The sequence below is a fragment of the Pseudomonas sp. Root569 genome, assembly GCF_001427465.1.
Classification (GTDB): domain Bacteria; phylum Pseudomonadota; class Gammaproteobacteria; order Pseudomonadales; family Pseudomonadaceae; genus Aquipseudomonas; species Aquipseudomonas synxantha.
In genome coordinates this window covers 157463-183619 of the sequence record NZ_LMGQ01000007.1, presented here as the reverse complement: position 1 = coordinate 183619, position 26157 = coordinate 157463, and the positions used below count along the sequence as shown (strand labels likewise).

Here is a 26157-nt window from a genome sequence, read left to right as displayed (position 1 = left end):
AAACCGGCATCCCTGCCGGTTTACCCCCCAAATCCCTGTCGAATTCCGGCCAGCGTGGTTTAACGGGGCGCCTAAGATCAAGATCAAAAGCAGATCAAGATCAAGGGCGGCTCGCTGCGCATCGTGGTTACATTTAGCTGCTACAAAGTTGTGTAGGTGCCGATGCTCATCGGGGGCAAGCCTTTCCCACATTCAGCTGTGTGTGGGTATCGGCTTGCGCATCAGGCTCCCCACCACCAGCGCGCCCAGCAACCCCAATAAACCCGCCACCCACAACACTTCGCTGAACCCACCCACGAACGCCTGCCGCGCCAGCGGTTGCACCGTCACCCGCGCTGCTTCGGGCACCAGATCCAGCGCCGCGGGCATATCACCGGCTACCACCCGCGAAGCAATACCCGTCACCTGCGCCTGCCACTGCGGGTCGATACTCGCGCTCAGCAACTGCTCGCTGTGGCTGCTCAGCAATGCGCCATACACGCCGATGGCCAACATGATTGCGCTGAAACGCATGGTGGTGCTCATGCCCGAGGCCATGCCTGCGCGATCTCGCGGCACGCAGGCCATGATGTTTTTCTGCGTGTCGCCATTGAGTAACCCCGCGCCTGCACCGGTGACGGCGATTGCCAGGGCAAAGGGCAGATACCCGCCAGCCTGCACGGCCCACGCACTCAACAGATTGCCGCAGCCCACCAGGGTCAAGCCGCTCGCCATCATGGTCGCCGGTGTGAAGCGACCCGCCAGGCGTGCACCGATGCGTGGGCAGACCAGCATGGTCAAGGCAAACGGCAACATGCCCAGGCCCGAGGCAATCGCGGAAAAACCCAGGCCGTTCTGCAGGTAGAACGGCAGAAGCGTCATCATCACCTGGGCGCACCCGGCATAGGCAAACATGCCGAGCAAGGCGCCGATAAAGCGCGGGTGCCGAAACAGCTGTAAGTCCACCATCGGTCGCTGCTGCAGGTGCTCGGCCAGCACAAATACGCCCATCAACAGCCCGCCACCGATGAGGCGGGCGTAGGTCAGCGGGCTATCCCAACCGATGCGATTGGCCTCGATCAGCCCCCAGATCAGGCACAGCAAGCTGCCACTGAACGCCAGGCTGCCCCAGGGATCCAGGCGCGCCGATCGGGTATCGCGGGACTCGGGGATCGCCCGCAGCACCAAGGCCATCAGTACCAGCCCCACCGGCAGGTTGAGATAGAAAATCCAGCGCCAGCCCAGGTACTCGGTGATCAAGCCGCCCAGGGTCGGCGCGGCGGTCATCGCCACGCCCATGCACGCGCCCCAGAACGCCCAGGCCTTGGCGCGTTCTATTTCATCGTGGAAGGTATGCCCGATAGATGCCAGTGCCGAGGTCAGCAGCAGCGCCGCACCCACCCCCTTCACGGCCCGGGCGATGTCCAGCCACAGCGCGGTGGGTGCTGCGCCGCAGCCCAGGGAGGCGAGGATGAAAATACCCAGGCCCCAGACCAGGGTTTTCTTGCGGCCAAAGCGGTCGGCGATACTCCCGGCCGGCAACAACAAGGCGGCGAACGCCAGCATATAAGCGCTGACTACCCACTCGATATCGGCAAAGTTGGCGCCCAGGTCGCGGGCGATGCTCGGCAGCGTGACGGCAACGATGTTGGTATCCAGCACGATCAACGAGCAGACAGCGGAGGCGGTTACCAGCGTCAGGTGTGGACTGACCCGGCTCACAAGCAAATTACCTGGTAGGCAATACGGAAATCTCGGTTGACTTGCATTGCAAGGGCTCTCTAGTGTTCAGGAGCTACGAGCTTATCCCTGGCTAATCAAATTTTTGTTAGGCGCCAGGAAGTACTTCATTACCTTTGAGCTAATGCTGCCATGGAAATCCGCCATTTTCGTTACTTTCTGGCCGTGGCCCGGCAGCGCAATTTCACCCGCGCCGCCGAGCAATTGGGTATTGCGCCGCCGACCCTGAGCCGGCAAATCCAGGACATGGAAACCAGCCTGGGCACGCGCTTGTTTATCCGCCGGCAGCGCGAAGTCAGCCTCACCGAAGCGGGTGCCGCGCTGCTGAGCGAGGCTGAAGCCGCCGTGCGCCAATTCGAGTTCGCCCAGCGCAGTGCCCAGCGCGCCGGGCGTGGCGAGATCGGGCATATCGAGTTGGGTTACGTGGCCTCGGCGCTGTACTGCGGGCTGTTGCAGCGCCAGGTGCGAGGGTTCAGCCAGGCGTTTGCCGATGTGAACGTGAACCTGCGCGAATGGGCCATGGCTGCGCTACCGGGCGCGGTGGCCGATGGGCGCTGCGATATCGGTTATATCCGTTCGCCGATGACCCTGCCGGACGGCGTTGAGGCGGTGCGCCTGGACAGCGAAGGCTTTGTGCTGGCGCTGGCTCATGACTCATGGCTGCTGGGACTCAAGGCAATCACCTGCGAGCACCTGGAAAACGAGACGTTTATCCTGCCGGAACAAATCAGCGGCACCTTGCATGTCGCCGCCCAGGGCGGCTACGCACCGCGTCTGGGCGCGCAGCCGGGCGGGTTGGTGGCGGTGGTGGCCTTGGTGTCGTTGGGGCAGGGGGTTGCGGTAGTGCCGGCATCGATGGTCGGGCATGTGAGCCTGCCCGGCGTGGTGTATCGCAATATCCAGGGCAATGAGGCGTCGTCGTGGTTGTCGTTGATTTACCGGCGCTTTGAAAAAGCGCCGGCGGTGGCGCGGTATATCCAGCAGGTCAAGCAGTCAGTCGCGGCTGCACCGAGTCGGCCAGGCGCGTAAGAATCAGGCAACACGACACCGCCCCGGCGTCCAGCACCCCGAGAGAGCGCTCGCCCAGGCGACTGGCGCGGCCGATCTTGGCCACCAGGTCCTTGGTCGAATCGCGCCCCTGGGAGGCGGCGGTTTTCATCGCCTCCAGCGCATCGTTGAAAGACGCCCCGGATGCATGTGCCTGTTCAAACGCCTCTACTGCAGGAATAAGGGTATCCATCAGGCACTTGTCGCCCACGCCCGCCTCGGTGATGTCCTGCAGTGAGGTCAAGCCGCCGCGCAACAGCTGGGCGAAGGTCGCGGCGTCGATGTCTTCACAATTGCGCACTTCGTCGGCCATGCCAATAAACAGGCTGCCATACAGCGGGCCCATGGATCCGCCGATCCCTTCCATCAGGCTCAGGGTCAGTTCATCCAGGGCTTGCGCCAGGCTCAGTTGGCGGCCTTCGATAGTGCGACCGCAGTGGGCGAAGCCCTTGGCCATGTTGATGCCGTGGTCACCGTCGCCAATGGCGCCGTCGACTTCGCTGAGGTATTCGCGATTGGCCACGATGACGCTGACCAGGTCGGCAACGATAGCGCTGCCGTCACGGGTGGAAAAGTGCTGGCTCATGTTTACTCCGCCTGGGTCATGCCGATGGAACGGCAGGGTTGGTCGATCAGGGTTTTCAGCTCGGCGTCGAGGCCGAGCAGGGTCAGGGTCACGCCCATCATTTCCAGGGAGGTGAAGTAGTTGCCGACGTAGCACCGGTGGATCTTCAAGCCCTTGGCCTTGAGCTGTTTTTCCACCTCGGCGTAGAAAATGTACAACTCCATCACCGGCGTTGCACCCAGGCCCGAGACCAGCACCACCACACTGTCGTCCTGGCTGAAATCGCGGTCGGCGAGGATCGGTGCGAGCATGCGCTCGGCCATGGCCGCAGCCGACTCAATCGGGATGACTTCGATACCCGGCTCGCCATGATGGCCGATGCCCAGTTCCATCTGGCCGTCGGGAATCTGGAAGTTCGGCTTGCCCACGGCGGCGATGGTGCAGGGCGTGAGGCCGATACCAATGGAGCGGCAATGGTCGACGGTTTTCTGTGCGACACGAATCACCCCGTCCAGGTCGTAGTGCTGGGCGGCGGCGGCACCGCCGATCTTCCACATGAAAATTTCCCCGGCCACCCCGCGACGCTTGGCGATGTCGGCCTTGGGTGCCGAAGCCACATCGTCGTTGGCCACTACGGTGCGGATGCGCATGTCTTTGCTGGCGGCCATCTTCATCGCCAGCTTGACGTTCATATTGTCGCCGGCGTAGTTGCCATACAGGCAGGCCACGCCCGCGCCATGGTCGGCGGCGCGGAAGGCGTCGAAAAAGCTCTTGGCGGTGGGCGAGGAGAAAATCTCGCCGACGGCCACGGCGTCTACCAGGCCCGGGCCGACATAGCCGAGGAACGCCGGCTCATGCCCGGAGCCGCCGCCGGTGACGATGCCGACACGGCCCTGGGCGGACGGCCTGGCCTTGACGATGACCCGTGGGTTGGTCTCGTACTGGCGCAGTTCGGGGTGCGCGACCAGGATGCCGCGCAGCATGTCTTCGACCACTTGGTCGGGATCGTTGATGACTCGATTCATAACGCGGGTTCCTGTGTTCTTGTTTTTGTTCACTGTAGGAGCGAGCTTGCTCGCGAAAAACTCAAGATCGCCGCGTTAAATCAGACCGCCCGCGTAATCGTTGACGTTTTTCGCGAGCAAGCTCGCTCCTACAGTAAAAGCGGTTGTGTAAGTTCTAAGGTTCAAGCACAACTTTGAGCGATTTATCGCCGCGCTCCATCACCGCAAACGCCTCCTTGAAGTCCGCCAGGGCAAACTTGTGGGTCACCACATCGCGCATGTCGATCTTGCGGTTGCCGATAAAGTCGATGGCCCGCGGGTACATATAGGGCCCCAGGTGCGAGCCGAGGATGTCCAGCTCCTTGCGATCGCCAATGATCGACCAATCGACCGTGGCCTCGTCATTGAACACGCTGAATTCGACGAAGCGCCCCAGCTTGCGCAGCATCGCCAGGCCCTGGTTGACCGCCTTGTGGTGCCCGGTGGCTTCGATGTAGATGTCGCAACCGTAGCCATCCGTGATCTCGCGGATTTTCGCCAGCACATCTACCTCTGCCGGGTTCCAGACTTCGTCGGCGCCCATGCGCAGGGCGAGGGCGGCGCGTTCGGGTTTCATGTCCAGCACGATGAGTTTTTTCGGGTTGCGCAACCGCACCGCGCCGATGATGCCCAGGCCCAAAGTGCCGGCGCCTGCGACCACTACGATGTCGTCATGGTCGACGTTGGCGCGCTCCGCCGCGTGCAGCGAGCAGGCCAATGGCTCGATCAGGATCGCTTCATCGGGGGCGATGGATTCCGGCACTTTGTGGATGATGCCTTCCTTGGTGAAAATCATGTACTGGGCCATGGCGCCCTGCACATTATTCTGGAAGCCATACAGGTCATGCTTCTGGCACATCCAGTACTGGCCGTGGTTGCAGAAGCGGCAACCCCAGCATGGCACGATCTGTTCGGAAATCACCCGGTCGCCGACCGCCACGCCGCGCTTTTCGGCGCCTGGGCCAAGGGCGACGACACGGCACACGAACTCATGCCCGGGAATCATCGGCGGCTTCACATAGCGCGGTTGCTCGGCGTCGCCCCAGAACGACGGCGCGCCGCGATAGGTCTTGATATCGCCCATGCAGATGCCGCACAGCTCGACCTTGGTGAGGATCTCGTCGGGGCCGGGCGTGGGCACGTCGACGGTTTCCAGGCGATAGTCTTCCGGGCCATGGCAGACCACGGCCTGCATGGTTTTCGGGATGCTCGGGGCGAGTTGTTGCGGTGTGCGTTCGGTGACGGTGGACATGACAGGACCTCACGACATAAAGATGGAATTACTGAATGCTGTAGCCGCCATCGATCACCATGTTGGCGCCGGTGATCATCTGCGCGGCATCGCTGAGCAGGTATAGCGCCAGCCCGGCGATTTCTTCAGGCAATGCAAAACGCCCCGCCGGGATCTGCAATTTGGCCCGCTCACCCACGTCGCCGGCCCAGGCTTTTTTGCCCAGGGCGGTTTCGACGATGGTGGGTGAGATGGCGTTGACGTTGATCTGCGGCGCCCATTCCATGGCCAGGACCTTGGTCATGCCGACGATGGCCGCCTTGCTGGCGCAATAGGCGACGTGACGGTCCAGGCCAATGACGGCGGCCTGGGAGGCGAGGTTGACGATGCGCCCGCTGCCCTGGGCGAGCATGTGCTTGGCGCACGCCTGAGCCACGAAGAAACTGGCCTTGAGGTTGATATCCAGGGTGGTGTCCCAGGCGCTTTCGCTGACCTCGATGGCCTTGTCCAGCAGCACCACGCCGGCGCTGTTGATCAGGTAATCCAGGCGTTGGAAGTGAGCGAAAACGTGGTCGACAGTCGGTTGTATCTGGTCGATCTTCCCGAGGTCGACGGCAATGCCCAGGTGCCCGGTACCGAGGCGGGCGGCCACCTCGACCACTGCAGGATCGCGGTCCAGCAGCGCCACCCGCGCACCACGTTCCACCAGCAAGGTGGCGCAGGCCAGGCCGATGCCGGCAGCGCCCCCGGTGATCACCGCACAACGGCCACTGAGGTCGAAGGCTTGGTTCCAGAATCCAGACATGAATGACTCCATTTTCGAAAACGGTGAAGATCAAAATGTGGGAGGGGGCTTGCTCCCGATAGCGGTGTAACAGTGATAAATCAGGTGGCTGATACACCGCTATCGGGAGCAAGCCCCCTCCCACAGTTGACTGTGTTTCAAGCCACTGACTACTTGCCGCCGCTGACTTGCTTGTACAGAGCATCCGCATTGGCATTGGTCACCGGCACCCATGGCAGGATGTAGTTCTTGGCCGTGCCTTCACCCCATTTCACGTCCTTGGCATAACGCTCCCAGATCACCGACTGCGGCTTGTAGTCCTTGCCGGCCAGGGCGCGCAGGGCTACGTCCAGCGCGCCCTGGGACTGGGCCTGGGCGTCCTGGAGGAAGGTGGTGACTTCGTCTTTTTTCGCTGCCTGGATCGCATCCGGCATGCCGTCAATGGAGGTCACGGGCACGTCTTTGGAGGTAAGGCCGTGGGACTTCAGGGCCTGCACGGCGCCCAGGGCCATGTCGTCGTTCTGTGCAATCACACCGTTGATGCCCTTGGGGTGGGCGTTGAGCCAGTCCTCAGTGAGGGTCAGGGCCTGGGCGCGGTCCCAGTTGGCGGTTTTCTTCTCGATGATCTTGATATCCGGGTGCTTGCCCAGCACTTCCAGCTCGCCTTTTTCCCGGTCGATCTGCGCCGATTGGCCAATCGGGCCCTGGATGATCACCACGTTGCCCTTGCCGTTGAGCTTGTCGACCATGGCCTGAGCCTGCAGGCGGCCGCCTTCCACGTCGTCATTACCGACATACGGCACGTTGGCATCGGCTACTTTCGTATTGGAGGCGATGACCACCACGTCGTTGCTCATGGCAGCCTTGACGGTGCCGACACCGGCCTTGGTATCGATCGGCACGAACAGGATCGCGTCGTAGCGTTGGGTCACCATGTTTTCGATCTGGTTGTTCTGGGTCAGGGCGTCGTAGTTGCCGTCAAACACGGTCAACTGCACGGTGCCATCCTTGACCGCCGGATGTTCCTTGAGCTCACGCACCCAGTTCTGCATGAACTGGCCCTTGAGGCCGTAGACGGCTGCGCCGATCTTGTAGGTCTTGCCATCGGCAGCCAGGGCGATGCTGCTGGCAAGCAAGGTGAGGGTCGCCGCAGCGGCCAAAGTGGTACCAAGTTTCATGAGTAGAACTCCGGTTATTGTTGTGGGTCGTTCTTCAGCGTTTTTTCTTGCGCCACACGTCGATCAGTACTGCGAACACGATGATCAGGCCCTTGGCGACCTGTTGGTAATAAGAGGACACACCGAGCAGGTTCAGGCCGTTGTTGATCACGCCGATCAACAGCGCACCGAACAAGGTGCCGACGATGCTGCCGGTGCCGCCCGACAGGCTGGTACCGCCGATCACCACTGCGGCAATTGCGTCCAGCTCGTAGGAAACCCCGGCCTGGGGCAGGGCAGAGGTGGTACGTGCCGACAGCACCACGCCGGCCAATCCGGCGAGCAGGCCCGAGACCACGTACACCGAGAACATCACCTTGCGCACGCCGATGCCGGAGGTGCGTGCGCTCTTTTCATTGCCGCCCACCGCGTACACATAGCGCCCGTAAGTGGTGTAGCGCAGCACCATCCAGAAGATCAGTGCGACCACGGCGAAGATGATGATCGGCACGCCTATCGGTCCGATCTTGCCGATACCCAGGGCCAGGTAGGCGTCGGGCAGGTCGGTGATGGGGCTGCCGTCGTTGAGGATAAAGGTCATGCCCCGGGCGATGCTGAGCATGCCCAGGGTCGCCACGAACGGCGGGATCGACAGGTTGGCGACCATAAATCCATTGACCACGCCGAGCATCGCCCCGGCAAACATCCCGGCGCTGACTGCCGCCAGCAGGCCGTAACCCTGGGTGGCGACCATGGCGCTGCACAGCCCGGCAAACGCCAGGATCGAACCCACAGAGAGGTCGATGCCCTTGGTCAGGATCACATAGGTCATGCCCACGGCGAGGATGCCGTTGATGGAGGTCTGGCGCAGGATGTCCATCCAGTTACGCCAGGTCATAAAGTATTCACTGGAAAACGCCATCACCACGCACAGCAAAATAAACACCAGCGGCAGGCCGAAACGGTCGAGGGACAGGCGCAGGCGGCTGCGTGGGGCGGTAGTAATAGGTGCGGCGATGGTTTTGGCATTCATGAGGCAAGACTCAACAAGGCTTCCTGGGAAAGGGCGGTGTCGGTGCTGATGGTCACCAGCCGGCCACCCTTGAATACGGCGATGCGATCGCTCAGGTGCAGCAGTTCCGGGGCTTCCGACGACACCACGATGGCCGCGCCGCCAGCCCGTACGAACTGGTCGAGCAGGCGGTAGATCTCCTGCTTGGCGCCTTCGTCGATGCCCCGGGTCGGTTCGTCGCAGAGCAGGCACACCGGCTCGGTGGACAGGCATTTGGCGAGCACCACTTTCTGCTGGTTGCCGCCGCTCATGGATGCCACCGGCAAATCCAGGGAGCTGGTCTTGATCTGCAGGCGCTTGACCATGTCCTCGGCCAGCTGGGTTTCTTTGCGTGCGTTGATCAGCGACCAGCTCGACAAACGCTTGTAGGCCGACAGCGCAATGTTCGAGAGGATGCTGCCGGTCAGTACCAGGCCACTGTCCTTGCGGTCTTCGGTGACCAGGGACATGCCAGCGTCGATGGTGGCCTTGGGCATGCCGATCGGCATGGGCTTGCCTTGCAGGGTGACGCTGCCGGAGTCCGCCACGGTCAGGCCGTAGATGCAATTGAGGAACTCACTGCGCCCGGAGCCCATCAGCCCATAGATGCCGAGGATTTCGCCCTGGCGCAGTTGCAGGCTGATGTCGTGGAACTCGCCGTTGCGGCTCAGGCTGTCGACTTGCAGACAGGTGTCGGCGGCGCATTCGCGGCCGACCTTGTGGTCGATGCGCGTCAGCTCCTGGCCGACGATACCGCGCACCAGGTGGTCGCGGTCGATATCGGCCATGCGCCCGCTTTCTACAAAGGCGCCATCGCGGAAGATGCTGTAGTCATCGGCGATCTGCGCCAGTTCGCTCAGGCGATGGGACACATACACGATGCCAGCGCCGCGGGCGGTGAGGCGGCGAATGGCCTTGAACAACGTTTCGGCCTCGCGCTCGCCGATGGCCGAGGTGGGCTCATCCATGATCATCACCTGGCAGTCATGGCTGAACGCCTTGGCGATTTCCACCAATTGGATCTGCGCCACGCTCAAGCGGTGCATGGGGCTGGTGGCGTCGACCTCGAACTCCAGGCTTTCCAGCAGTTCGCGGGTACGCCGATTGAGGGTTTTGCTGTCGACAATGCAGCCGGCGCGGCGTGGTTCGCGGCCCAGCCAGATATTTTCGGCGACGGTCATGTAGGGGATAGGTTCCAGCTCCTGGGTGATCATCGCGATCCCCGCCGCCAGGGCTTCGCTCGGGCGGTTGAACTGTACCGGCGCACCGTTGAGCAGGATGCTGCCGGCGTCACGCTGGGTGATGCCCATCAGGATGCTCAGGAAGGTCGACTTGCCGGCGCCATTGCCGCCGCACAGGGCGTGGACGCTGCCGGCCCGCAGAGAAAGGCGCCCGTCACGCAGGGCGGGCACCCCGGCGTAAGCCTTGGCGACGTGTTCAGCCTGGAGCAGTAATGGCGTGGCCATCGGCGTGTCCTCGTGCTGTGAATTCTTATTAGGTCGCACAGTCATGTTTCGCTGTGAGCATATGTGTATCAAATGAAATTCTGATCAGTCAATCTCTTTCACTTAAAAGAGATGATTCTCATCTTTAGCGGCCATATAGGCTTTTTGAGCCGCATTGAGTGGGAAGTCAGTTAAATCAAGCTTGACACAGAAGGTAAAATGCCCGCGAAATGACTGAGCGAAATTTCATTGAGTGATCATATGATCAGTCTTAATCAGGATCTCGGCAGCGGAGCCAGACGCTATGAACACACCTTTCCCGGTGGCTATCGGATGCGATGAAGCGGGTTTTGAGCTTAAAGAACTGTTGAGGCGCCATATCGAGGCGCTGGGTTACCCGGTGACCGACTTCGGTACTCACTCCACCGCGCCAGTGCTTTACCCGGACATCGCCCTGGCTGTGGCCAATGCCATCAATGCCGGGCAGCAGCGCCTGGGCGTGCTGGTGTGCGGCACCGGGATCGGCATGGCCATCTCAGCCAATAAGGTGATGGGTATTCGTGCGGCCCAGGCCCATGACACCTATTCGGCGGAGCGGGCGCGCAAGAGCAACGATGCTCAGATCCTGTCCATCGGTGCGCGGGTGATCGGCGCAGAGCTGGCCAAGAGCATCGTCACTGCGTTTCTGGCCTCGGAGTTCGAGGTGGCGCGTTCTGGGGCCAAGGTCGAACGCATCAATGCGATCGAGCGCGATGGGCATCAGTAGTGGACGGCACGGGGCAAGAGTCGGGAGAATGTGCCTTTGACGCCGAAACGGAAGCCCGTCCCCATGAGTGACAGTACCCAGCGCATGGCCAGTGATATCGATCAGATGACCGAAGTGGCGATGCTCTATTACCTTGAGAACGTCACTCAGGAGGCCATCGCCAAACGCTTCGATCTGTCGCGGGCAAAAGTCAGTCGCCTGCTCAAGCGCGCGCGGGATGAAGGCATTGTCGAGGTGCGCGTGTTGCAGCACCCGGCGATGAACAACGAGCTGGAGAGGGCGCTGGTGGAGCGCTTCAAACTTGACCGCGCCTTGATCGCGGTCGACCACAGCGACCCTGACACCCAACGCTCGGCGGTCGCCAGCCTGGTGGCCAACTACCTGAACAAGACCCTCGGTGACGGCATGATCGTCGCCGTCGGCATGGGCCGTAACGTCGGCGCGGTGGCCGACAACGTCTTTCTGCCGGTGACGCGCAACTGCACGTTTGTGTGTGCCATTGGCGGTTCGCTCAAGGCCGGCGAGTACATGAACCCCGACCATATCTGCCGGCGCCTGGCCCTGCGCTTTGGCGGCGAGAGCGAAAGCCTGTACGCCCCGGCGCTGGTGGCCAACCCGGAACTGCGCGGCGTGCTGATCAATAACGACACGGTGCGCTCCACCCTCGACCGTGCACGGCGAGCCGACATTGCCCTGATCGGCATCGGTGACATGAGCGAGAACAGCAACATGGTGCGCATGGGCTGGTTCTCGCCCCAGGAGATTGCCCAGGCGCGGTTATCCGGTACCGTGGGCGACATGATGGGCTATGACTTTATCGACATTCACGGCCAGCCCGCGGTCAACGCCATCCAGGGTCGGGTGATCGGACTGACCGTGCAGGAGCTGTTCCGCATCCCGGATGTGGTGGCGATTGCCAGTGAGAACACCAAGGCGGCGGCGACGTTGGGGGCGTTGCGCTCGGGGGTGATCAATACGCTGGCGACAACCGTCACCAATGCCCACACCATCCTGGCCCTGGATGATGCCACCCGAAAGTCCTGATACCACACCGTTCCAAATGTGGAATGGGGGCTTGTGTGGGAGTCTGGGAGACAGGTTTTGTAATAGTTTGCTATGTGGGAATTGTGTATTTGGGCTGTAGGATTCAAGTCCCTTTGTTATCTCAGGACTTGCATGAACACCCTCTCGGAGCCTCCCAGTCGTCTTTCCCCAAGACCACCACTGTCGTCGTTCCCCCTGAAGCACCCCGTATTCCGACTGCTAACCTTGGCCCGGTCCACTGACCGCGCATTGCCGTGTCCGGCATTCTGAACACTTGAATACAGAGACTCTATAAATGGAATGGTTAGCGGATCCAACGGCCTGGCTCGGCCTTGCGACCTTGATTGTGCTGGAACTGGTGCTGGGTATCGACAACCTGGTGTTTATCGCGATCCTGGCGGACAAGTTGCCGCCGGAACAGCGTGACCGTGCGCGGTTGATCGGTTTGTCCCTGGCACTGTTAATGCGCCTGGGCCTGTTGGCGAGTATTTCCTGGTTGGTGACCCTCACGCAGCCGCTGTTCGAGGTGTTCGACAAGAGCTTCTCCGGTCGCGACCTGATCATGCTGTTTGGTGGTGTGTTCCTGTTGTTCAAGGCCACCATGGAATTGCATGAGCGCCTCGAGGGCCACGTGGCCCACCACAAGGGCAGTGTGGCCTACGCTATGTTCTGGCCGATTGTCGCGCAGATTGTGGTGCTGGATGCGGTGTTCTCCCTCGACGCTGTAATTACCGCCGTGGGCATGGTGGACGAATTGGCGGTGATGATGATCGCCGTGATCGTCTCCATCGGCCTGATGATCGTGGCGAGCAAGCCGTTGACCCGCTTCGTTAACGCGCACCCCACGGTGATCATGCTGTGCCTGGGCTTCTTGATGATGATTGGTTTCGCCCTGACCGCCGAAGGCTTGGGCTTCCATATTCCGAAGGGCTACCTGTACGCGGCCATTGGCTTCTCGATTCTGATCGAGCTGTTCAACCAGATCGCCCGGTCGCGGCGCAAGAAGTCGGCGCAGGGTGTGCTGCCCGTGCGTGAGCGTACTGCCCATGCGGTAATGCGCTTATTGGGCGGCCGCAGCCTGGCGGTGGAGGAGGTGGGTGAGGATGTCGCTGATCTGTTGGGCGAGCCGGATGCAGCCCAAGGTCCGCTGTTTGACCGACGCGAGCGGGTGATGATCAGCGGTGTGCTGCAACTGGCCGAGCGGCCGATTCGCTCCTTGATGACGCCTCGGGCCAAGGTTGACTGCATCGACCTGGCGGACGATCCCGAGACTATCCGCCTGAAGTTGATGCATTCGTCCTACTCGCGCCTGCCGTTGATCCGCAATGGCGCGGTGGATGAGCCCCTGGGCTTTGTGCACAAGAAAGAGCTGCTCAAGGAATACCTGGCCGGTAACGAGCCGAACCTGGAGCACTTGGCGCGCCGGGCAATCAACCTGCTGGAGAGCTTTTCGATCCTCAATGCCCTTGAGCAGATGCGCCAGGAGTCCACCCACATCGCCTTCGTGATCAACGAATTCGGGGACTTCATGGGCGTGTTGAGCATGACCGATATTCTGGAATCCATCGCCGGTGAATTGCCCGATGCCAGTGAAATCGAAGGCCCGGACATTGTCGAGGAGGGCGCGGGCTTTCGTGCCAATGGTGCCTTGAATCTTAATCAGGTGAGCCGACGCACCGGCTTCAAGGCCGTGGCGACGGAAGATTACCAGACCCTGGCAGGCCTGGTGATGAGCCTGTTGGATCGCTTGCCGGTTGTGGGCGATAGTCTTGAATACGAGGGGTGGCGCCTGACTGTGGTCGCGGTGGAAGAGCGGAGGGTGACGCAGGTTTGTTTGTCGCCGCTAACGGCCCCTTGATCTGAAGGCGAGCGAACCGCTTGAACGCGTCTTCAAGCGCTTGCTCGCCGAGTCCGGGAACGGTTTCCTGAAGCTGTTGGTCCTGGTAGATCAGCAGCATTGGAATCCGGTCCACGCTTGGATGGCGCGGTGTTTCGGCGCAATCGAGGATCATGATCTTGACCTGGTTCTCGTACCGTTGGCTTATCCGCATGAAGCGTGGCATCGCATCAGTGCATGCCGCGCAACCATGGGAAATGAATACAACGAATACGGGCTGCTTCGTATCGAGTTCGCGGTCAAATTGCGCCTTATCTCTGATCACTGCATTGACGTAGTCCATCGGGCATCTCCTGTCACTCCATGGCTCACGCTAAGTCGGAAAATCGTCCAGGTCTACTGTCAACCTTCACAGGGCCGTCTTCACGCACCTTGCATCTGGAGCGTCATCCAGGCACCCAGATAGGTGCGCAGTAACACCGTTGTGGGGCGTTGCGTAGCAAAACCCTACGCTTTCGGCGCAACGCCGTTAAGCGCTTCAATACCTATCTTACTGAACCATAAAGAGTTTCCCGACAGCATATTTTTCCTGCCGTGGCTGTGGCACACTTTCTGCTGTCTATTCCGTTGTTACATACCAAGTTCCGGTATAGCGGAATAAACAATCCCTGGAGTGCTTGTCATGCATCACCGACCTTCCGTATTCAAAGCGTGTGTATTTCTTGTTGCCGCATCGGCTTCCTTCACAAGCATGGTGCAAGCGGCGGACAGCAAGCTGGATGATGTGCTCAAGCGCGGGCACCTTATCGTGGGTACAGGCAGTACTAATGCGCCGTGGCACTTCCAGGGAGCGGACGGCAAGTTGCAGGGGTTCGATATCGACATCGGCCGCATGGTGGCCAAGGGTTTGTTCAATGACCCGAGCAAGGTCGAGTTTGTGGTGCAGTCGTCCGACGCACGCATTCCCAACCTGCTCACCGACAAGGTCGATATGAGCTGCCAGTTCATCACCGTCACAGCCAGCCGTGCGCAGCAGGTGGCCTTCACCCTGCCGTACTACCGCGAAGGTGTCGGCCTGTTGCTGCCGAACAACAGCAAGTACAAGGAAATCGAAGACCTGCAGGCGGCGGGCGATGACGTCACTGTGGCTGTGCTGCAAAACGTGTATGCCGAAGAGCTCGTGCACCAGGCGCTGCCCAAGGCCAAGGTCGACCAGTACGACAGTGTCGACCTGATGTACCAGGCCGTGAACTCCGGTCGCGCCGATGCCGCCGCCACCGACCAGTCTTCGGTCAAATACCTGATGGTGCAGAACCCTGGCCGCTACCGCAGCCCCACATACGCCTGGAGCCCGCAAACCTACGCGTGCGCGGTCAAGCGCGGCGACCAGGATTGGCTGAACTTCGTCAACACCGCGCTGCACGAAGCCATGACCGGTGTGGAATTCCCCACCTACAAAGCTTCATTCAAGCAGTGGTTTGGCGTGGACCTGCCAGAACCGGCGATTGGTTTTCCCGTGGAATTCAAGTGATCCGCAACAATAGGGGCGTGCCTGAACACGCCCCACTCAGGTATTGCTAACCATGAACTATCAGTTGAATTTTGCCGCCGTCTGGCGTGATTTCGACACCTTGCTGGCGGGGCTCGGCCTGGGCCTGCAGTTGGCGTTGCTGTCGATTGCCATCGGCTGCGTGATCGGCCTGCTGATGGCGTTTGCCATGCTGTCCCGGCACCGCGCGTTGCGCATCCTGGCTTCGGTGTACGTGACGGTTGTGCGCAATACGCCGATCCTGGTGCTGATCCTGTTGATCTACTTTGCCTTGCCGTCCCTGGGGATCCGCCTGGACAAGATTCCCTCGTTCATCATCACCCTGTCGCTCTACGCCGGTGCCTACCTGACCGAAGTGTTCCGCGCCGGGCTACTGAATATTCCCAAGGGCCTGCGCGAAGCCGGGCTGGCCATCGGACTTGGCGAGTGGCGGATCCGCGCCTATATCACCGTGCCGGTGATGTTGCGCAACGTGTTGCCGGCGCTGTCGAACAACTTTATCTCGCTGTTCAAGGACACCTCCCTGGCCGCTGCGATTGCGGTGCCGGAGCTGACCTATTACGCCCGCAAGATCAACGTCGAAAGCTACCGGGTGATTGAAACCTGGCTGGTCACGACTGCGCTCTACGTGGCTGCCTGCTACCTCATTGCCATGCTGCTGCGTTACCTTGAGCAGCGTCTGGCGATCCGTCGTTAAGGAGGGTTTCCATGTACGAATCCCCCAGTTGGCTGCATGAATTATGGGTCGCCCGCGATACGCTCTGGGCCGGCTTCCAGGCCAGTGTATACGTGTCGGCCCTGGCGATTATCTTTGGCACCCTGATCGGCATCGTCGCCGGGTTGATCCTGACCTACGGCAAGTTCTGGATGCGCGCGCCGTTTCGCCTGTACGTCGATTTGATCCGGGGCACACCGGTGTTTGTGCTGGTACTGGCGTGTTTCTACATGCTGCCGGCGCTCGGCTGGCACATCAGCGCATTCCAGGCCGGTGCGGTTGGGCTCACGTTGTTCTGTGGCTCCCATGTGTCGGAAATCGTGCGCGGCGCGCTGCAAGCCATTCCCCGTGGACAGCTGGAAGCAGGCAAGGCAATTGGCCTGACGTTTTACCAGTCCCTGGGCTACGTGCTGTTGCCCCAGGCGCTGCGGCAGATCCTGCCGACCTGGGTCAATTCTTCCACGGAAATCGTCAAGGCCTCGACCTTGCTGTCGGTGATCGGCGTGGCTGAATTGCTGCTCAGTACCCAGCAGGTGATCGCACGCACCTTCATGACCCTGGAGTTCTACCTGTTCGCCGGGTTTCTGTTCTTTGTCATCAACTACGCCATTGAATTATTCGGGCGCTACATTGAAAAGCGGGTGGCCTTGCCATGAACCAAGCTCAAACCAACCAACCGCTGCTGGCTATTCGCGGGCTGCGTAAACAATACGGCGAGGTGGAAGTGCTCAAGGGCGTGGACCTGTCCATGCAGCGCGGCAATGTAGTGACCTTGATCGGCTCCAGCGGCTCCGGCAAGACCACCTTGCTGCGCTGCGTGAACTTGCTGGAAGAATTCCAGGGCGGGCAGATCACCCTGGATGGCGAGTCCATCGGCTACCGCGAGGTCGGCGGCAAGCGCGTGCGCCATCCGGAGCGGGTGATTGCCCAGCACCGCGCCATGACCGGCATGGCGTTCCAGCAATTCAACCTGTTCCCGCATCTGACCGCGCTGCAGAACGTCACCCTTGGCTTGCTCAAGGTCAAGAAGATGGGCAAGGATGAAGCCGTGGCCTTGGCCGAAAAGTGGCTGGACCGCGTCGGCCTGCTGGAGCGGCGCAACCACTTTCCCGGCCAATTGTCTGGTGGTCAGCAACAGCGCGTGGCGATTGCCCGCGCCATTGCCATGAACCCCAGCCTGATGCTGTTCGACGAGGTCACATCGGCCCTCGATCCGGAGCTGGTAGGCGAAGTGCTCAGCGTGATCAAGGGGCTGGCGGAGGAGGGCATGACCATGTTGCTGGTCACCCACGAAATGCGCTTTGCCTATGAAGTCTCCGACCAGATCGTCTTCATGAACCAGGGCCGCATTGAAGAGCAGGGTACCGCCAAAGATATCTTCGAGCGGCCGCAGTCGCCGCGCCTGGCGGAATTTCTCAAGAACATTCGTTTTTAACAAGGAGCAACTTTCATGAGCATTACTCGTTACGGTACCGGCAGCACCGCAGGTGGCGGCCAGCCACGTCCATTCGCCCGTGCGGTAGAGGCCGATGGCTGGCTGTATGTGTCAGGCCAGGTGCCCGCCGTGGACGGCGAAATCATCAGCGGCGGCATCGTCGAGCAAACCCGGCAGACCATGCGCAACGTGGTGGCGATCCTCGAAGAGGCCGGCTACGAACTCAAGGATGTGGTGCGCGTGGGTGTGTGGCTGGAAGACCCACGGGACTTCTGGAGTTTCAACAAGGTCTTCGGCGAATACTTCACCCCGGAACACGCCCCGGCGCGGGCCTGTGTGCAGGCCAATATGATGGTCGATTGCAAGGTCGAGATCGATTGCGTGGCCTACAAGAAAAAGGGCTGAATATTCAAACCCTGTAGGAGCGAGCTTGCTCGCGAAGATCGTCAATGATGACGCGGGTATTCTGTATGAACGCGTTGTCCTGAAGTTTTTCGCGAGCAAGCTCGCTCCTACAGAAGACTTCATACCACTCGGGACCGAGTCCGCCATGACCGAAGACCTCATCAAGCGCCGCGCCAAAGGCCTGGACCGTGCGTTCGATATCCTTGATTTTCTCAAGGAGATCGGCCAGCCCCTGCGCCCGAATGACATTGCCAGCGGCATCGGCAGCCCAAAATCAACGGTCTATGAGCTGGTCGCTTCGTTGCTCGAACGGCGCATTTTGGAGACCGTGGGCAAGGACGGTCACGTGTATCTGGGCCGCCAGCTGTATTTTCTCGGCCAGGCGCACCTGCGCCACTTCGACCTGACCCGCGAGGCCGACCATGCCCTGCAGGACATCGTCAGCCAGACCCACGAAACCGCGCAGATGTGCTTGCTCAATGGGCGCAAATACACGGTGGCGCTGATGCGCGAGGGCCAGCGGCATTTCAGGATTTCTTCGGATATCGGTGAAAACGCGCCGATCCCGTGGACCGCTTCCGGGCGCCTGCTGCTCGGGCATTTGAGCGACCAGCAGATCATCGACCTGATCGACCCCGACGATTTCATCCTGCCGGACGGCCAGCGCCTGCCGTTGCACATCTTCCTGGCACAGATCCGCCAGGCCACCCTCGATGGCTTTTTTTCCTTCGACAGTGTGGCCGACACCTTTACCCATTGCTTTGCCGCCCCGGTGCGGGACGCCCAGGGCGTCAGCATTGCGACCCTGTGCATCGTCGCCCCCCGGGCCGATGCCAGCAAAAACTACCACGACTATCGCCGGGTGCTGATCGACAGCGCCAACAGCCTGGCCCGGCGTATCAACGAATAGGAGTTTTCCATGTCTGCCCTCAATGCCGTTGAAAAAGGCGCCGCCGCTATCGGTGCCCACTTGGTCCGCGACGTCAGCCTGCCGGCCCTGGTGCTGCACCGCGACGCCCTGGAACACAACATTCGCTGGATGCAGGACTTTGTCAGCCGCAGCGGCGCTGAGCTGGCGCCCCACGGCAAGACCAGCATGATGCCCGCGCTGTTCCAGCGCCAGCTCAGCGCCGGCGCCTGGGGCATCACCCTGGCCAGCGCCGTGCAGACCCGTGCCGCCTACGCCGGTGGCGTGCGTCGCGTGCTGATGGCCAACCAACTGGTGGGCGCGCCGAACATGGCGTTGATCGCCGAGCTACTGGCCGACAAGGATTTCGACTTCCATTGCATGGTCGATCACCCGGATAACGTCGCCGACCTGGGACTGTTCTTCGCCGCCCGTGGCCTGCGCCTGAACGTGATGATCGAGTACGGCGTGGTCGGCGGCCGTTGCGGTTGCCGTAGCGAGCAGGAGGTGCGCGAGCTGGCCAAGGCAATCAAGGCCCAGCCCGCGCTGGCCCTGACCGGTATCGAAGGCTACGAAGGGGTGATCCACGGTGAGCACGCCATCAGCGGCATTCGTGACTTCGCCGCCAGCCTGGTGCGCCTGGCGGTGGACTTGCAAGACAACGGCCTGTTCGACCTGCCCAAGCCGATCGTCACGGCCTCGGGCTCGGCCTGGTACGACCTGATCGCCGAGTCGTTCGAAGCGCAGAATGCCGCCGGGCGTTTCCTCAGTGTATTGCGCCCCGGCAGCTATGTGGCCCACGACCATGGTATCTACAAAGAAGCCCAATGCTGTGTGCTCGAGCGCCGCAGCGACCTCAACGAAGGCCTGCGCCCGGCGCTGGAAGTCTGGGCCCATGTGCAGTCGCTGCCGGAGCCGGGCTTTGCGGTGGTTGCCCTGGGCAAGCGCGATGTGGCTTATGACGCCGGTTTGCCGGTGCCGCTCAAGCGCTACAAGGCCGGGATTGTGCCGGCCCAAGGCGATGATGTGAGTGCCTGCAAGGTCACGGCGGTGATGGACCAGCATGCGTTCATGACCGTGGCACCGGGGGTTGAGTTGCGCATTGGCGACATCATTTCGTTTGGTACTTCCCACCCTTGCCTGACCTTCGACAAATGGCAGCTGGGCTGCCTGGTGGATGAGCAGTTGCAGGTGGTCGAGTCCCTGCGTACCTGTTTCTAGACCGAGTCGCTCCTATCGGGGGCAAGCCCTTCCCATATTTGGAATGCGTTCCCCTGTGGGAGGGGGCTTGCCCCCGATGAGGCCATCAGCCCCACCGAGACCGCAGCCATGACCAACCAACCGCGTATCGCCCTTATCGGCGAATGCATGATCGAACTGCAACACCGCGCCGACGGTAGCCTGCATCAGAGCTTCGGTGGCGACACCCTGAACACGGCGGTGTACCTGCGCCGCGAACTGGGCGAGGTCGGCAGCGTCGACTATGTCACCGCCCTGGGCGATGACAGCTTCAGCGATGCCATGTGCCAGCAATGGCACGAAGAGGGCGTTGGCCTGGGCATGGTCCAGCGCCTGCCCGGACGCCTGCCGGGCTTGTATTGCATCCAGACCGATGCCAATGGCGAGCGCAAATTTCTGTATTGGCGCAACGAAGCGGCGGTGCGCGACTGCTTCACCACGCCGGCGGCCGAGCCGATACTGGCGGCGCTGCCGGATTATGACGTGGTGTATTTCAGCGGCATTACCCTGGCGGTGTTGGGAGCGGTGGGGCGCGGGCGCCTGCTGCAAACCTTGGTGCAAACCCGCCGTCGGGGTGGCAGGGTGGTGTTCGACAACAATTACCGGCCACGGCTGTGGGCTGATGTCGCAGCGGCCCGTGAGGCTTATAGCAAGGTGCTGGCCGAAGTGGATATCGCCTTGTTGACCGAGGATGACGAGTTTGCGTTGTTTGGCTATCAGGACAGCGAGCAGGTGTTTTCGGCGTATCCATCGATTGCAGAGGTGGTGCTCAAGCGTGGGGCGGACGCCTGTCTGATTCGTTGTGCGGGGGAGCGTTTCGTGGTGCCGGCGTTGAAGGTGGAGAAGGTGGTGGACACCACGGCGGCGGGGGATTCGTTCAGTGCGGGGTATTTGGCTGGGCGGCTTAAAGGTGAGTCGCCGCAAGAGGCTGCCTTGGCGGGGCATCGGTTGGCGAGTCGGGTGATTCAGGTGTCGGGGGCTTTGATACCGAGGTGAATGGCCGCCTGGGGCGGATCGGGAGCAAGCCCCCTCCCACATTAGACTGCATTCCTTCAGTTGGAACAGGGGCAAGTGTGGGAGGGGGCTTGCCCCGATGAGGGCTGAAAGCCAAGCCCATCAGTCCCGGTAAAACACCTGCACCAGGTGATACCCGAACTTGCTCTTGATCGGCCCATGCACCACCTTCACCGGCTTCTTGAAGATCACCGCATCAATTGCCCCCACCATCTGCCCTGGCCGCACTTCACCCAGGTCGCCGCCGCGCTTGCCCGACGGGCAGGTGGAGTACTTCTTGGCAAGCACATCAAAGGCTTCGCCCTTGGCAATGCGCTGTTTGAGCTGTTCGGCTTCTTCGCTGGTTTTCACCAGAATATGACGGGCTTGGGCTTTCATTGGTCTCTACCAGCTGTGCGACGGCGCGCGATTATGCCTGAACTCATGTCTCGACGCCGAGCATGCTGCGGATTTTAGTGGCCAGCAGGTCGATGGAAAACGGCTTGGCCACCATGTCCATGCCGTCTTCCAAGAAGCCTTGGCGCTCAGCGGCTTTTTCGGCATAACCGGTCATGAACAACACCCGCAGGACCGGGCGATGCTGGCGGGCGATTTCTGCCAGTTGCCGACCGTTCATGCCCGGCAGGCCGACGTCGGTCACCAGCAGGTCGACGCGCAGGTCCGACTCCAGCAGCGGCAGCGCCGCGCGGGCATCCGCCGCCTGGTGGGCGGTATAGCCCAGCTCATTGAGCACGTTGACCACCAGCATGCGCACCGCCGGGTCGTCCTCGACCACCACCACGGCTTCACCGGCCTGGGCCACGGGGGCTTCGGCCAGGCTGGCGGGCAGGTTGCTTTCCAGCGCGGTGCCATACAGGCGTGGCAGGTACAGGCGCACACAGGTGCCCTGGCCCGGTTCGCTCTGGATGGTTACATGGCCTCCAGACTGCTGGGCAAATCCATAGATCATCGACAATCCCAGGCCGGTGCCTTGGCCGATGGGCTTGGTGGTGAAGAATGGATCGAAGGCCTTGGCGAGGATTTTCGGCGCCATGCCGCTGCCATTGTCGCTCACGCCGAGCATCACATAGTCGCCGGCCTTGACCGGCTCCAGGGTGGTGATGTCGGTGCCGTCCAAATAGCTGTTGGCGGTTTCGATCAGCAACTCGCCGCCATCGGGCATGGCATCGCGGGCGTTGATCACCAGGTTGAGCAGGGCGTTTTCCAGTTGGCTGGCGTCGGTGTTCACCGGCCAGATGTCCTTGCCCAATCGCACATTGAGTGTGATATGCGCGCCCTTGGTGCGCTGGAACAGGTCTTCCAGGGACGCCACCAGCTGGTTGGGATCGGTGGGGCGCCGGTCCAGCGACTGGCGCCGCGAGAACGCCAACAGGCGATGGGTGAGGGCCGCGGCACGGTGGGCGGAGGCGACGGCGGCGTCGGCAAAGCGGCCGATATCGTCGCTGCGTCCGGCGGCGATGTAGCGTTGCATCAGGTCGAGGCTGCCGATGATGCCGGTGAGCATATTGTTGAAGTCATGGGCGATACCGCCAGTGAGCTGGCCCACCGCTTCCATCTTTTGCGCGTGACGCAAGGCATCTTCGGCGCGCTCGCGCTCGAACATCTCGTTTTGCAGGCGCTGGTTGGCTTCGGCCAGGGCCTGGGTGCGCTGGGCCACGCGTTCTTCAAGGTTTTCGTTGAGATGGCGCAGCGCTTCTTCGGTGAGCTTGCGTTCGGTCTCATCAATCACAAAGATGTAGAAACCATTGACCGAGCCGTCGTTGCTGAAGCGCGGCAGGTACTTCATCAGCGCGTGGCGCGGGCGACCGTCGCGATGGGGCGTGATGGTCATGAAACTGCACGCCTTGCCGTTGAGGGCGGCTTCGATCTTGTCTGCGCGCCCGGCATACACCTCGTCGCCGAGCACTTCGCGGATGGTCTTGCCGTACAGCTCCTGGGGGGTCATGCCGTACCAGTCGAGGTAGGCGCTGTTGTTGAGGCGAAAGCGCTGCTCATGGTCGACATAACCGATCAGCACCGGCATGGCGTTGATGATCAATTGCAGCTCGGTCTGGCTTTGGCGCAGGGCCTGTTCGGTGTGCTTGCGCTCGGTGAGGTCCAGCGCGGCGCCGAGGAACCGCGCAGGGCGGCCCTGCTGATCCTTGTAGCAGCGGCCACGAGCGAACACCCAGCGCACTTGGCCGTCGGCTTGCAGCAGGCGGTATTCCTCGGCGTATTCGGTGCCAAAGGTGATGCAATGCTTGATGCTGCGCGCCACCATGCCACGGTCTTCGGGGTGCACGCCTTGCAGGTAGGCACTGATGGGCAACAGGCCGGCGTCATTGGGGTCGACGCCATGCAGGTGGGCGAAATGGGCGTCGGCGATAAAGCGGTCTTCGCCGATATCCCAGTCCCAGGTGCCTACCGCATCGGTCGCCGCCAGGGCCAGTTGCAGGCGCTGCTCGGTGCTGTGCTGGGCCTTGAGGCTCTCTTCGGAGCGCTGCTGCAGTTCGAGGGCTTTGCTGCGCCGCTCGTTGGTTTCGATGGCGGTGACCAGGATACCGGCCACCAGGCCGCTTTCATCGCGCACCGGGCTGTAGGTCAAGTCGAGCCAGATGTCGGTGTCGCGGCCCTGGCGTTGCACCACGAAGCGCTGCTCGCTGAAGGTGCGCACCTGGCCGCTGAGGACCGCGTCGTAGACCGGCCCGGCGAAGCTTTCCAGCTCAGGCCACGTATGGTGCGCCGGCTGGCCAAGGGCGCCGGGGTGCTTGTTGCCCACCAGCAGGGCAAAGGCGTCGTTGTAGAGTTGAGTGAGTTGCGGGCCCCACAGCAGCACCATCGGCATCGGGGAATGCACGACGATATCGACGGCGGTGCGCAGGCTCTGCGGCCAATCAGTGGCCTCACCGAGGGGGCTTTGCGCCCAGTCCAGCCGCTTGATCAATGCAGCGGCTTCGCTACCGGTGGATGTTCCATTCATGAAAAAGCCCTGAGCATGACGCTTTGAAATATGACAACACCCATTGTCCCAAGGGATAACAACGGGTGACTACCCCCGAAAAATAACATGTCTTGAGGGTTTTTCTTCAAAACGCTGCGTCAGCGCTGAAACCTTTCATCTAATAATCCAGTTCAGCCCGATTGCGAAACTGGTCCAGCGCCTGGGGGTTGGCCAGGGCATCGGTGTTCTTCACCGGCTCCCCGTGCACCACGTTGCGCACGGCCAATTCAACGATCTTGCCGCTGATGGTGCGGGGGATATCCGTGACAGCGAGGATCTTTGCCGGTACGTGGCGCGGTGTGGTATTGGCGCGGATCACCTGGCGGATCTGCTGTTGCAGCGCCTCAGCCAGCTCGACTCCATCATCGAGACGCACAAACAGCACCACGCGCACATCGTCCTGCCAGCGCTGGCCGATGGCGAGGCTTTCCAGCACCTGGGGGAGTTTTTCCACCTGGCGATAAATCTCGGCGGTGCCGATGCGTACGCCGCCGGGGTTGAGCACCGCGTCCGAACGCCCGTGGATCAAGAGGCTGCCATTGGCGCGTTGCTCGGCGTAGTCACCCTGGGCCCACACACCGGGAAACTGGCTGAAATAAGAGGCGCGTAGTTTTTGCTGGTGCGGGTCGTTCCACAAGCCGATGGGCATGGCGGGAAAGTGCCGGGTGCACACCAGTTCGCCTTTCTCCCCAAGCAGTGGTCGGCCCTGGTCGTCCCATACTTCAATGGCCATGGCCAAGCTCTTGCACTGCATCTCACCGCGCCGCACCGGCAGTACCGGATTGCCAATCACAAAGCAGGAGACGATATCGGTACCGCCGGACATCGACGACAGGCACAGCTCGGCCTTGATCTCGCGGTACACATAGTCATAACTCTGGGGCGACAGCGGCGAGCCGGTGGAAATCAGGCCCTTGAGGCTGCTCAGGTCGTGGCTCAGGCGCGGTTGCAACCCGGCTTTCTCCAGGGTCGCAAGGAACTTGGGGCTGGTGCCGAACACACTGATTTTTTCCGCATCGATCAGGTCGATCAAGCGCTCGGGGCCGGGATGAAACGGTGAGCCGTCGTACAGCACCGCGGTGGCACCGAGCGCCAGTACCGACACCAGCCAGTTCCACATCATCCAACCGCAGGTGGTGTAGTAGAACAGGCAGTCCTCGCGGCCGAGGTCGGCATGCAGGCCGTGCTCCTTGAGGTGGGTGAGCAGCACTCCGCCGGTACCATGGATGATGCACTTGGGCACGCCGGTGGTGCCGCTGGAGTAAAGGATATACAGCGGGTGATCGAACGGCACCGCGACAAATTCGGGCTCGCCACCAGCTTGGTAAAAGTCGTTCCACAGCGCGACCCGGGCTTGGGTGCGGTAGTCCCCGACCTGCGCCTGGGGCTGAGCGTAGGGCACGATGATCAACTGTTGCAGGGACGGCAGGCGTTCGAGGATTTCATTGAGCTTGGCGCTCTGGTCGATGGCCTTGCCGGCATAGCGGTAGCCGGCGCAGGTGATCAGCACCTTGGGTTCGATCTGGCCGAAGCGGTCGATCACGCCCTGGGTGCCGAAGTCCGGCGAGGAGCATGACCAGATTGCACCAAGGCTGGTGGTAGCCAGCATGCCCACCAGGGTTTGCCAGGTGTTGGGCATGCACGCCGCCACCCGGTCGCCGATGCCCACACCTGCCGCCCGCAGGCTGCGTTGCAGGCCGGCGACGTGGGCGGCCAGTTCGGCATAGCTCAGTTGTTCGCGCTGGCCGTCCTCGCTGATGGCCACCACGGCGGGGTGATCGTCGCGGCGGCGCAACAAGTGTTCGGCAAAGTTCAGGGTCGCGCCGGGGAACCACTGGGCGCTGGGCATTTCAGCGCCCTCGACCAGGGTCGTGGTGGGTGGGCTGCGAAATTGCACGTCGAAGAACGCGACAATCGCCTGCCAGAAGTCCGGGCGCTGGTCGATGCTCCATTGGTGCAGGGCAGGGTAGTCGTGGAGCTGCAGGCCGTGGCGATCATTGATAAAGCGCCGGAACTGGTCCATCCGCGTGTTGGCGATGCGTTCGGGGGAGGGTTGCCAGAGGATGTCGGACATAGCGAAATCTCTTGTTCTTGTATCGGTCTTCCAAACAATAGAGTTCCAATGTGGGAGGGGGCTTGCTCCCGATAGCAGTGTGTCAGGCAAACGTCTGTAACTGAACCACCGCTATCGGGAGCAAGCCCCCTCCCACATTTTGATCTCCGG

At 61.6% G+C, this 26157-nt stretch carries 23 protein-coding genes and 1 pseudogene; 12 read left to right on the top strand and 12 right to left on the bottom strand.

The window, feature by feature from the left end; translation table 11 throughout:
• Positions 1 to 192: 192 nt before the first annotated feature.
• Positions 193 to 1701 (bottom strand): MFS transporter, encoded by a 1509-nt coding sequence (locus ASD70_RS08830; RefSeq protein ID WP_056846224.1) that lies wholly within the window; start codon positions 1699 to 1701, stop codon positions 193 to 195.
• A 150-nt stretch (positions 1702 to 1851) separates the two neighbouring features.
• Here ASD70_RS08830 and ASD70_RS08825 point away from each other — a divergent pair, with 150 nt between their 5' ends.
• Positions 1852 to 2748 (top strand): LysR family transcriptional regulator, encoded by an 897-nt coding sequence (locus ASD70_RS08825; RefSeq protein ID WP_046068505.1) that lies wholly within the window; start codon positions 1852 to 1854, stop codon positions 2746 to 2748.
• On the opposite strand, the gene dhaL is transcribed toward ASD70_RS08825, so the two are convergent.
• The 7 genes from dhaL to ASD70_RS08790 all read right to left on the bottom strand — a co-directional run bounded on the left by dhaL (position 2705) and on the right by ASD70_RS08790 (position 10063).
• A complete protein-coding gene (gene dhaL / locus ASD70_RS08820; protein WP_056846223.1) occupies positions 2705 to 3352 on the bottom strand; it encodes a dihydroxyacetone kinase subunit DhaL in 648 nt (215 codons plus the stop codon). The genes ASD70_RS08825 and dhaL overlap by 44 nt on opposite strands.
• 2 nt (positions 3353 to 3354) lie before the next feature.
• Positions 3355 to 4356, bottom strand: coding sequence for a dihydroxyacetone kinase subunit DhaK (locus ASD70_RS08815; RefSeq protein WP_046068503.1), 1002 nt, complete (start codon positions 4354 to 4356; stop codon positions 3355 to 3357).
• Positions 4357 to 4510: 154 nt separating this feature from the next.
• Positions 4511 to 5626, bottom strand: coding sequence for an MDR/zinc-dependent alcohol dehydrogenase-like family protein (locus ASD70_RS08810; protein ID WP_056846222.1), 1116 nt, complete (start codon positions 5624 to 5626; stop codon positions 4511 to 4513).
• Positions 5627 to 5654: 28 nt separating this feature from the next.
• Positions 5655 to 6410: an SDR family oxidoreductase gene (locus tag ASD70_RS08805; RefSeq protein WP_046068501.1), complete on the bottom strand. Its 756-nt coding sequence runs from the start codon at positions 6408 to 6410 to the stop codon at positions 5655 to 5657.
• Positions 6411 to 6559: 149 nt separating this feature from the next.
• Entirely contained in the window at positions 6560 to 7567 is a 1008-nt protein-coding gene (locus tag ASD70_RS08800; protein WP_056846221.1) for a substrate-binding domain-containing protein, read from the bottom strand.
• 34 nt (positions 7568 to 7601) lie between these two features.
• Positions 7602 to 8579: an ABC transporter permease gene (locus tag ASD70_RS08795; protein WP_043051434.1), complete on the bottom strand. Its 978-nt coding sequence runs from the start codon at positions 8577 to 8579 to the stop codon at positions 7602 to 7604.
• Complete coding sequence (locus ASD70_RS08790) at positions 8576 to 10063, bottom strand: sugar ABC transporter ATP-binding protein (protein ID WP_043051433.1); 1488 nt, start codon at positions 10061 to 10063, stop codon at positions 8576 to 8578. Before ASD70_RS08790 ends, ASD70_RS08795 begins: the two co-directional genes overlap by 4 nt.
• Positions 10064 to 10346: 283 nt before the next feature.
• Between ASD70_RS08790 and rpiB the strand changes: the two genes are divergently transcribed.
• The 3 genes from rpiB (at position 10347) to ASD70_RS08775 (ending at position 13710) form a co-directional block, all read left to right on the top strand.
• Positions 10347 to 10808, top strand: coding sequence for a ribose 5-phosphate isomerase B (gene rpiB / locus ASD70_RS08785; RefSeq protein WP_043051432.1), 462 nt, complete (start codon positions 10347 to 10349; stop codon positions 10806 to 10808).
• Positions 10809 to 10871: 63 nt separating this feature from the next.
• Positions 10872 to 11852, top strand: a complete 981-nt coding sequence (locus tag ASD70_RS08780) for a sugar-binding transcriptional regulator (protein WP_005788844.1) — start codon at positions 10872 to 10874, stop codon at positions 11850 to 11852.
• Between the two features lie 295 nt (positions 11853 to 12147).
• The gene (locus tag ASD70_RS08775) at positions 12148 to 13710 is read left to right on the top strand and encodes a TerC family protein (protein ID WP_056846220.1); all 1563 of its coding nucleotides are present in this window, start codon (positions 12148 to 12150) and stop codon (positions 13708 to 13710) included.
• 43 nt (positions 13711 to 13753) lie between these two features.
• Here ASD70_RS08775 and ASD70_RS28255 read toward each other — a convergent pair.
• Positions 13754 to 14032, bottom strand: a pseudogene (locus ASD70_RS28255) (thioredoxin family protein); the annotation flags it as partial.
• Between the two features lie 339 nt (positions 14033 to 14371).
• Between ASD70_RS28255 and ASD70_RS08770 the strand changes: the two are divergent.
• The 8 genes from ASD70_RS08770 to ASD70_RS08735 all read left to right on the top strand — a co-directional run bounded on the left by ASD70_RS08770 (position 14372) and on the right by ASD70_RS08735 (position 20935).
• Positions 14372 to 15220 (top strand): transporter substrate-binding domain-containing protein, encoded by an 849-nt coding sequence (locus ASD70_RS08770; protein WP_005788838.1) that lies wholly within the window; start codon positions 14372 to 14374, stop codon positions 15218 to 15220.
• A 52-nt stretch (positions 15221 to 15272) separates the two neighbouring features.
• Positions 15273 to 15935, top strand: coding sequence for an amino acid ABC transporter permease (locus ASD70_RS08765; RefSeq protein WP_043051429.1), 663 nt, complete (start codon positions 15273 to 15275; stop codon positions 15933 to 15935).
• 11 nt (positions 15936 to 15946) lie between these two features.
• Complete coding sequence (locus tag ASD70_RS08760) at positions 15947 to 16609, top strand: amino acid ABC transporter permease (RefSeq protein ID WP_046068496.1); 663 nt, start codon at positions 15947 to 15949, stop codon at positions 16607 to 16609.
• A complete protein-coding gene (locus tag ASD70_RS08755) occupies positions 16606 to 17388 on the top strand; it encodes an amino acid ABC transporter ATP-binding protein (RefSeq protein WP_056846219.1) in 783 nt (260 codons plus the stop codon). Before ASD70_RS08760 ends, ASD70_RS08755 begins: the two co-directional genes overlap by 4 nt.
• 15 nt (positions 17389 to 17403) lie before the next feature.
• Positions 17404 to 17793, top strand: coding sequence for a RidA family protein (locus tag ASD70_RS08750; protein ID WP_005788829.1), 390 nt, complete (start codon positions 17404 to 17406; stop codon positions 17791 to 17793).
• A 145-nt stretch (positions 17794 to 17938) separates the two neighbouring features.
• Complete coding sequence (locus ASD70_RS08745; protein WP_046072489.1) at positions 17939 to 18703, top strand: IclR family transcriptional regulator; 765 nt, start codon at positions 17939 to 17941, stop codon at positions 18701 to 18703.
• Between the two features lie 9 nt (positions 18704 to 18712).
• Positions 18713 to 19921 carry an amino acid deaminase gene (locus ASD70_RS08740; protein WP_046068494.1) on the top strand — a complete coding sequence of 403 codons (1209 nt, stop codon included), beginning with the start codon at positions 18713 to 18715 and terminating at the stop codon, positions 19919 to 19921.
• Between the two features lie 108 nt (positions 19922 to 20029).
• On the top strand, positions 20030 to 20935 hold the full coding sequence (locus ASD70_RS08735) for a sugar kinase (protein ID WP_056846218.1): 906 nt from the start codon (positions 20030 to 20032) through the stop codon (positions 20933 to 20935).
• A gap of 120 nt (positions 20936 to 21055) precedes the next feature.
• Here the strand turns inward: ASD70_RS08735 and ASD70_RS08730 are convergent, their stop codons facing one another.
• The 3 genes from ASD70_RS08730 to ASD70_RS08720 form a co-directional block, all read right to left on the bottom strand.
• Positions 21056 to 21331 (bottom strand): peptidylprolyl isomerase, encoded by a 276-nt coding sequence (locus ASD70_RS08730; RefSeq protein ID WP_003174397.1) that lies wholly within the window; start codon positions 21329 to 21331, stop codon positions 21056 to 21058.
• A gap of 43 nt (positions 21332 to 21374) precedes the next feature.
• Positions 21375 to 23912, bottom strand: a complete 2538-nt coding sequence (locus ASD70_RS08725) for a PAS domain-containing hybrid sensor histidine kinase/response regulator (protein WP_056846217.1) — start codon at positions 23910 to 23912, stop codon at positions 21375 to 21377.
• A 139-nt stretch (positions 23913 to 24051) separates the two neighbouring features.
• Positions 24052 to 26007, bottom strand: coding sequence for an acetoacetate--CoA ligase (locus ASD70_RS08720; protein WP_056846216.1), 1956 nt, complete (start codon positions 26005 to 26007; stop codon positions 24052 to 24054).
• Between the last annotated feature and the right edge of the window lie 150 nt (positions 26008 to 26157).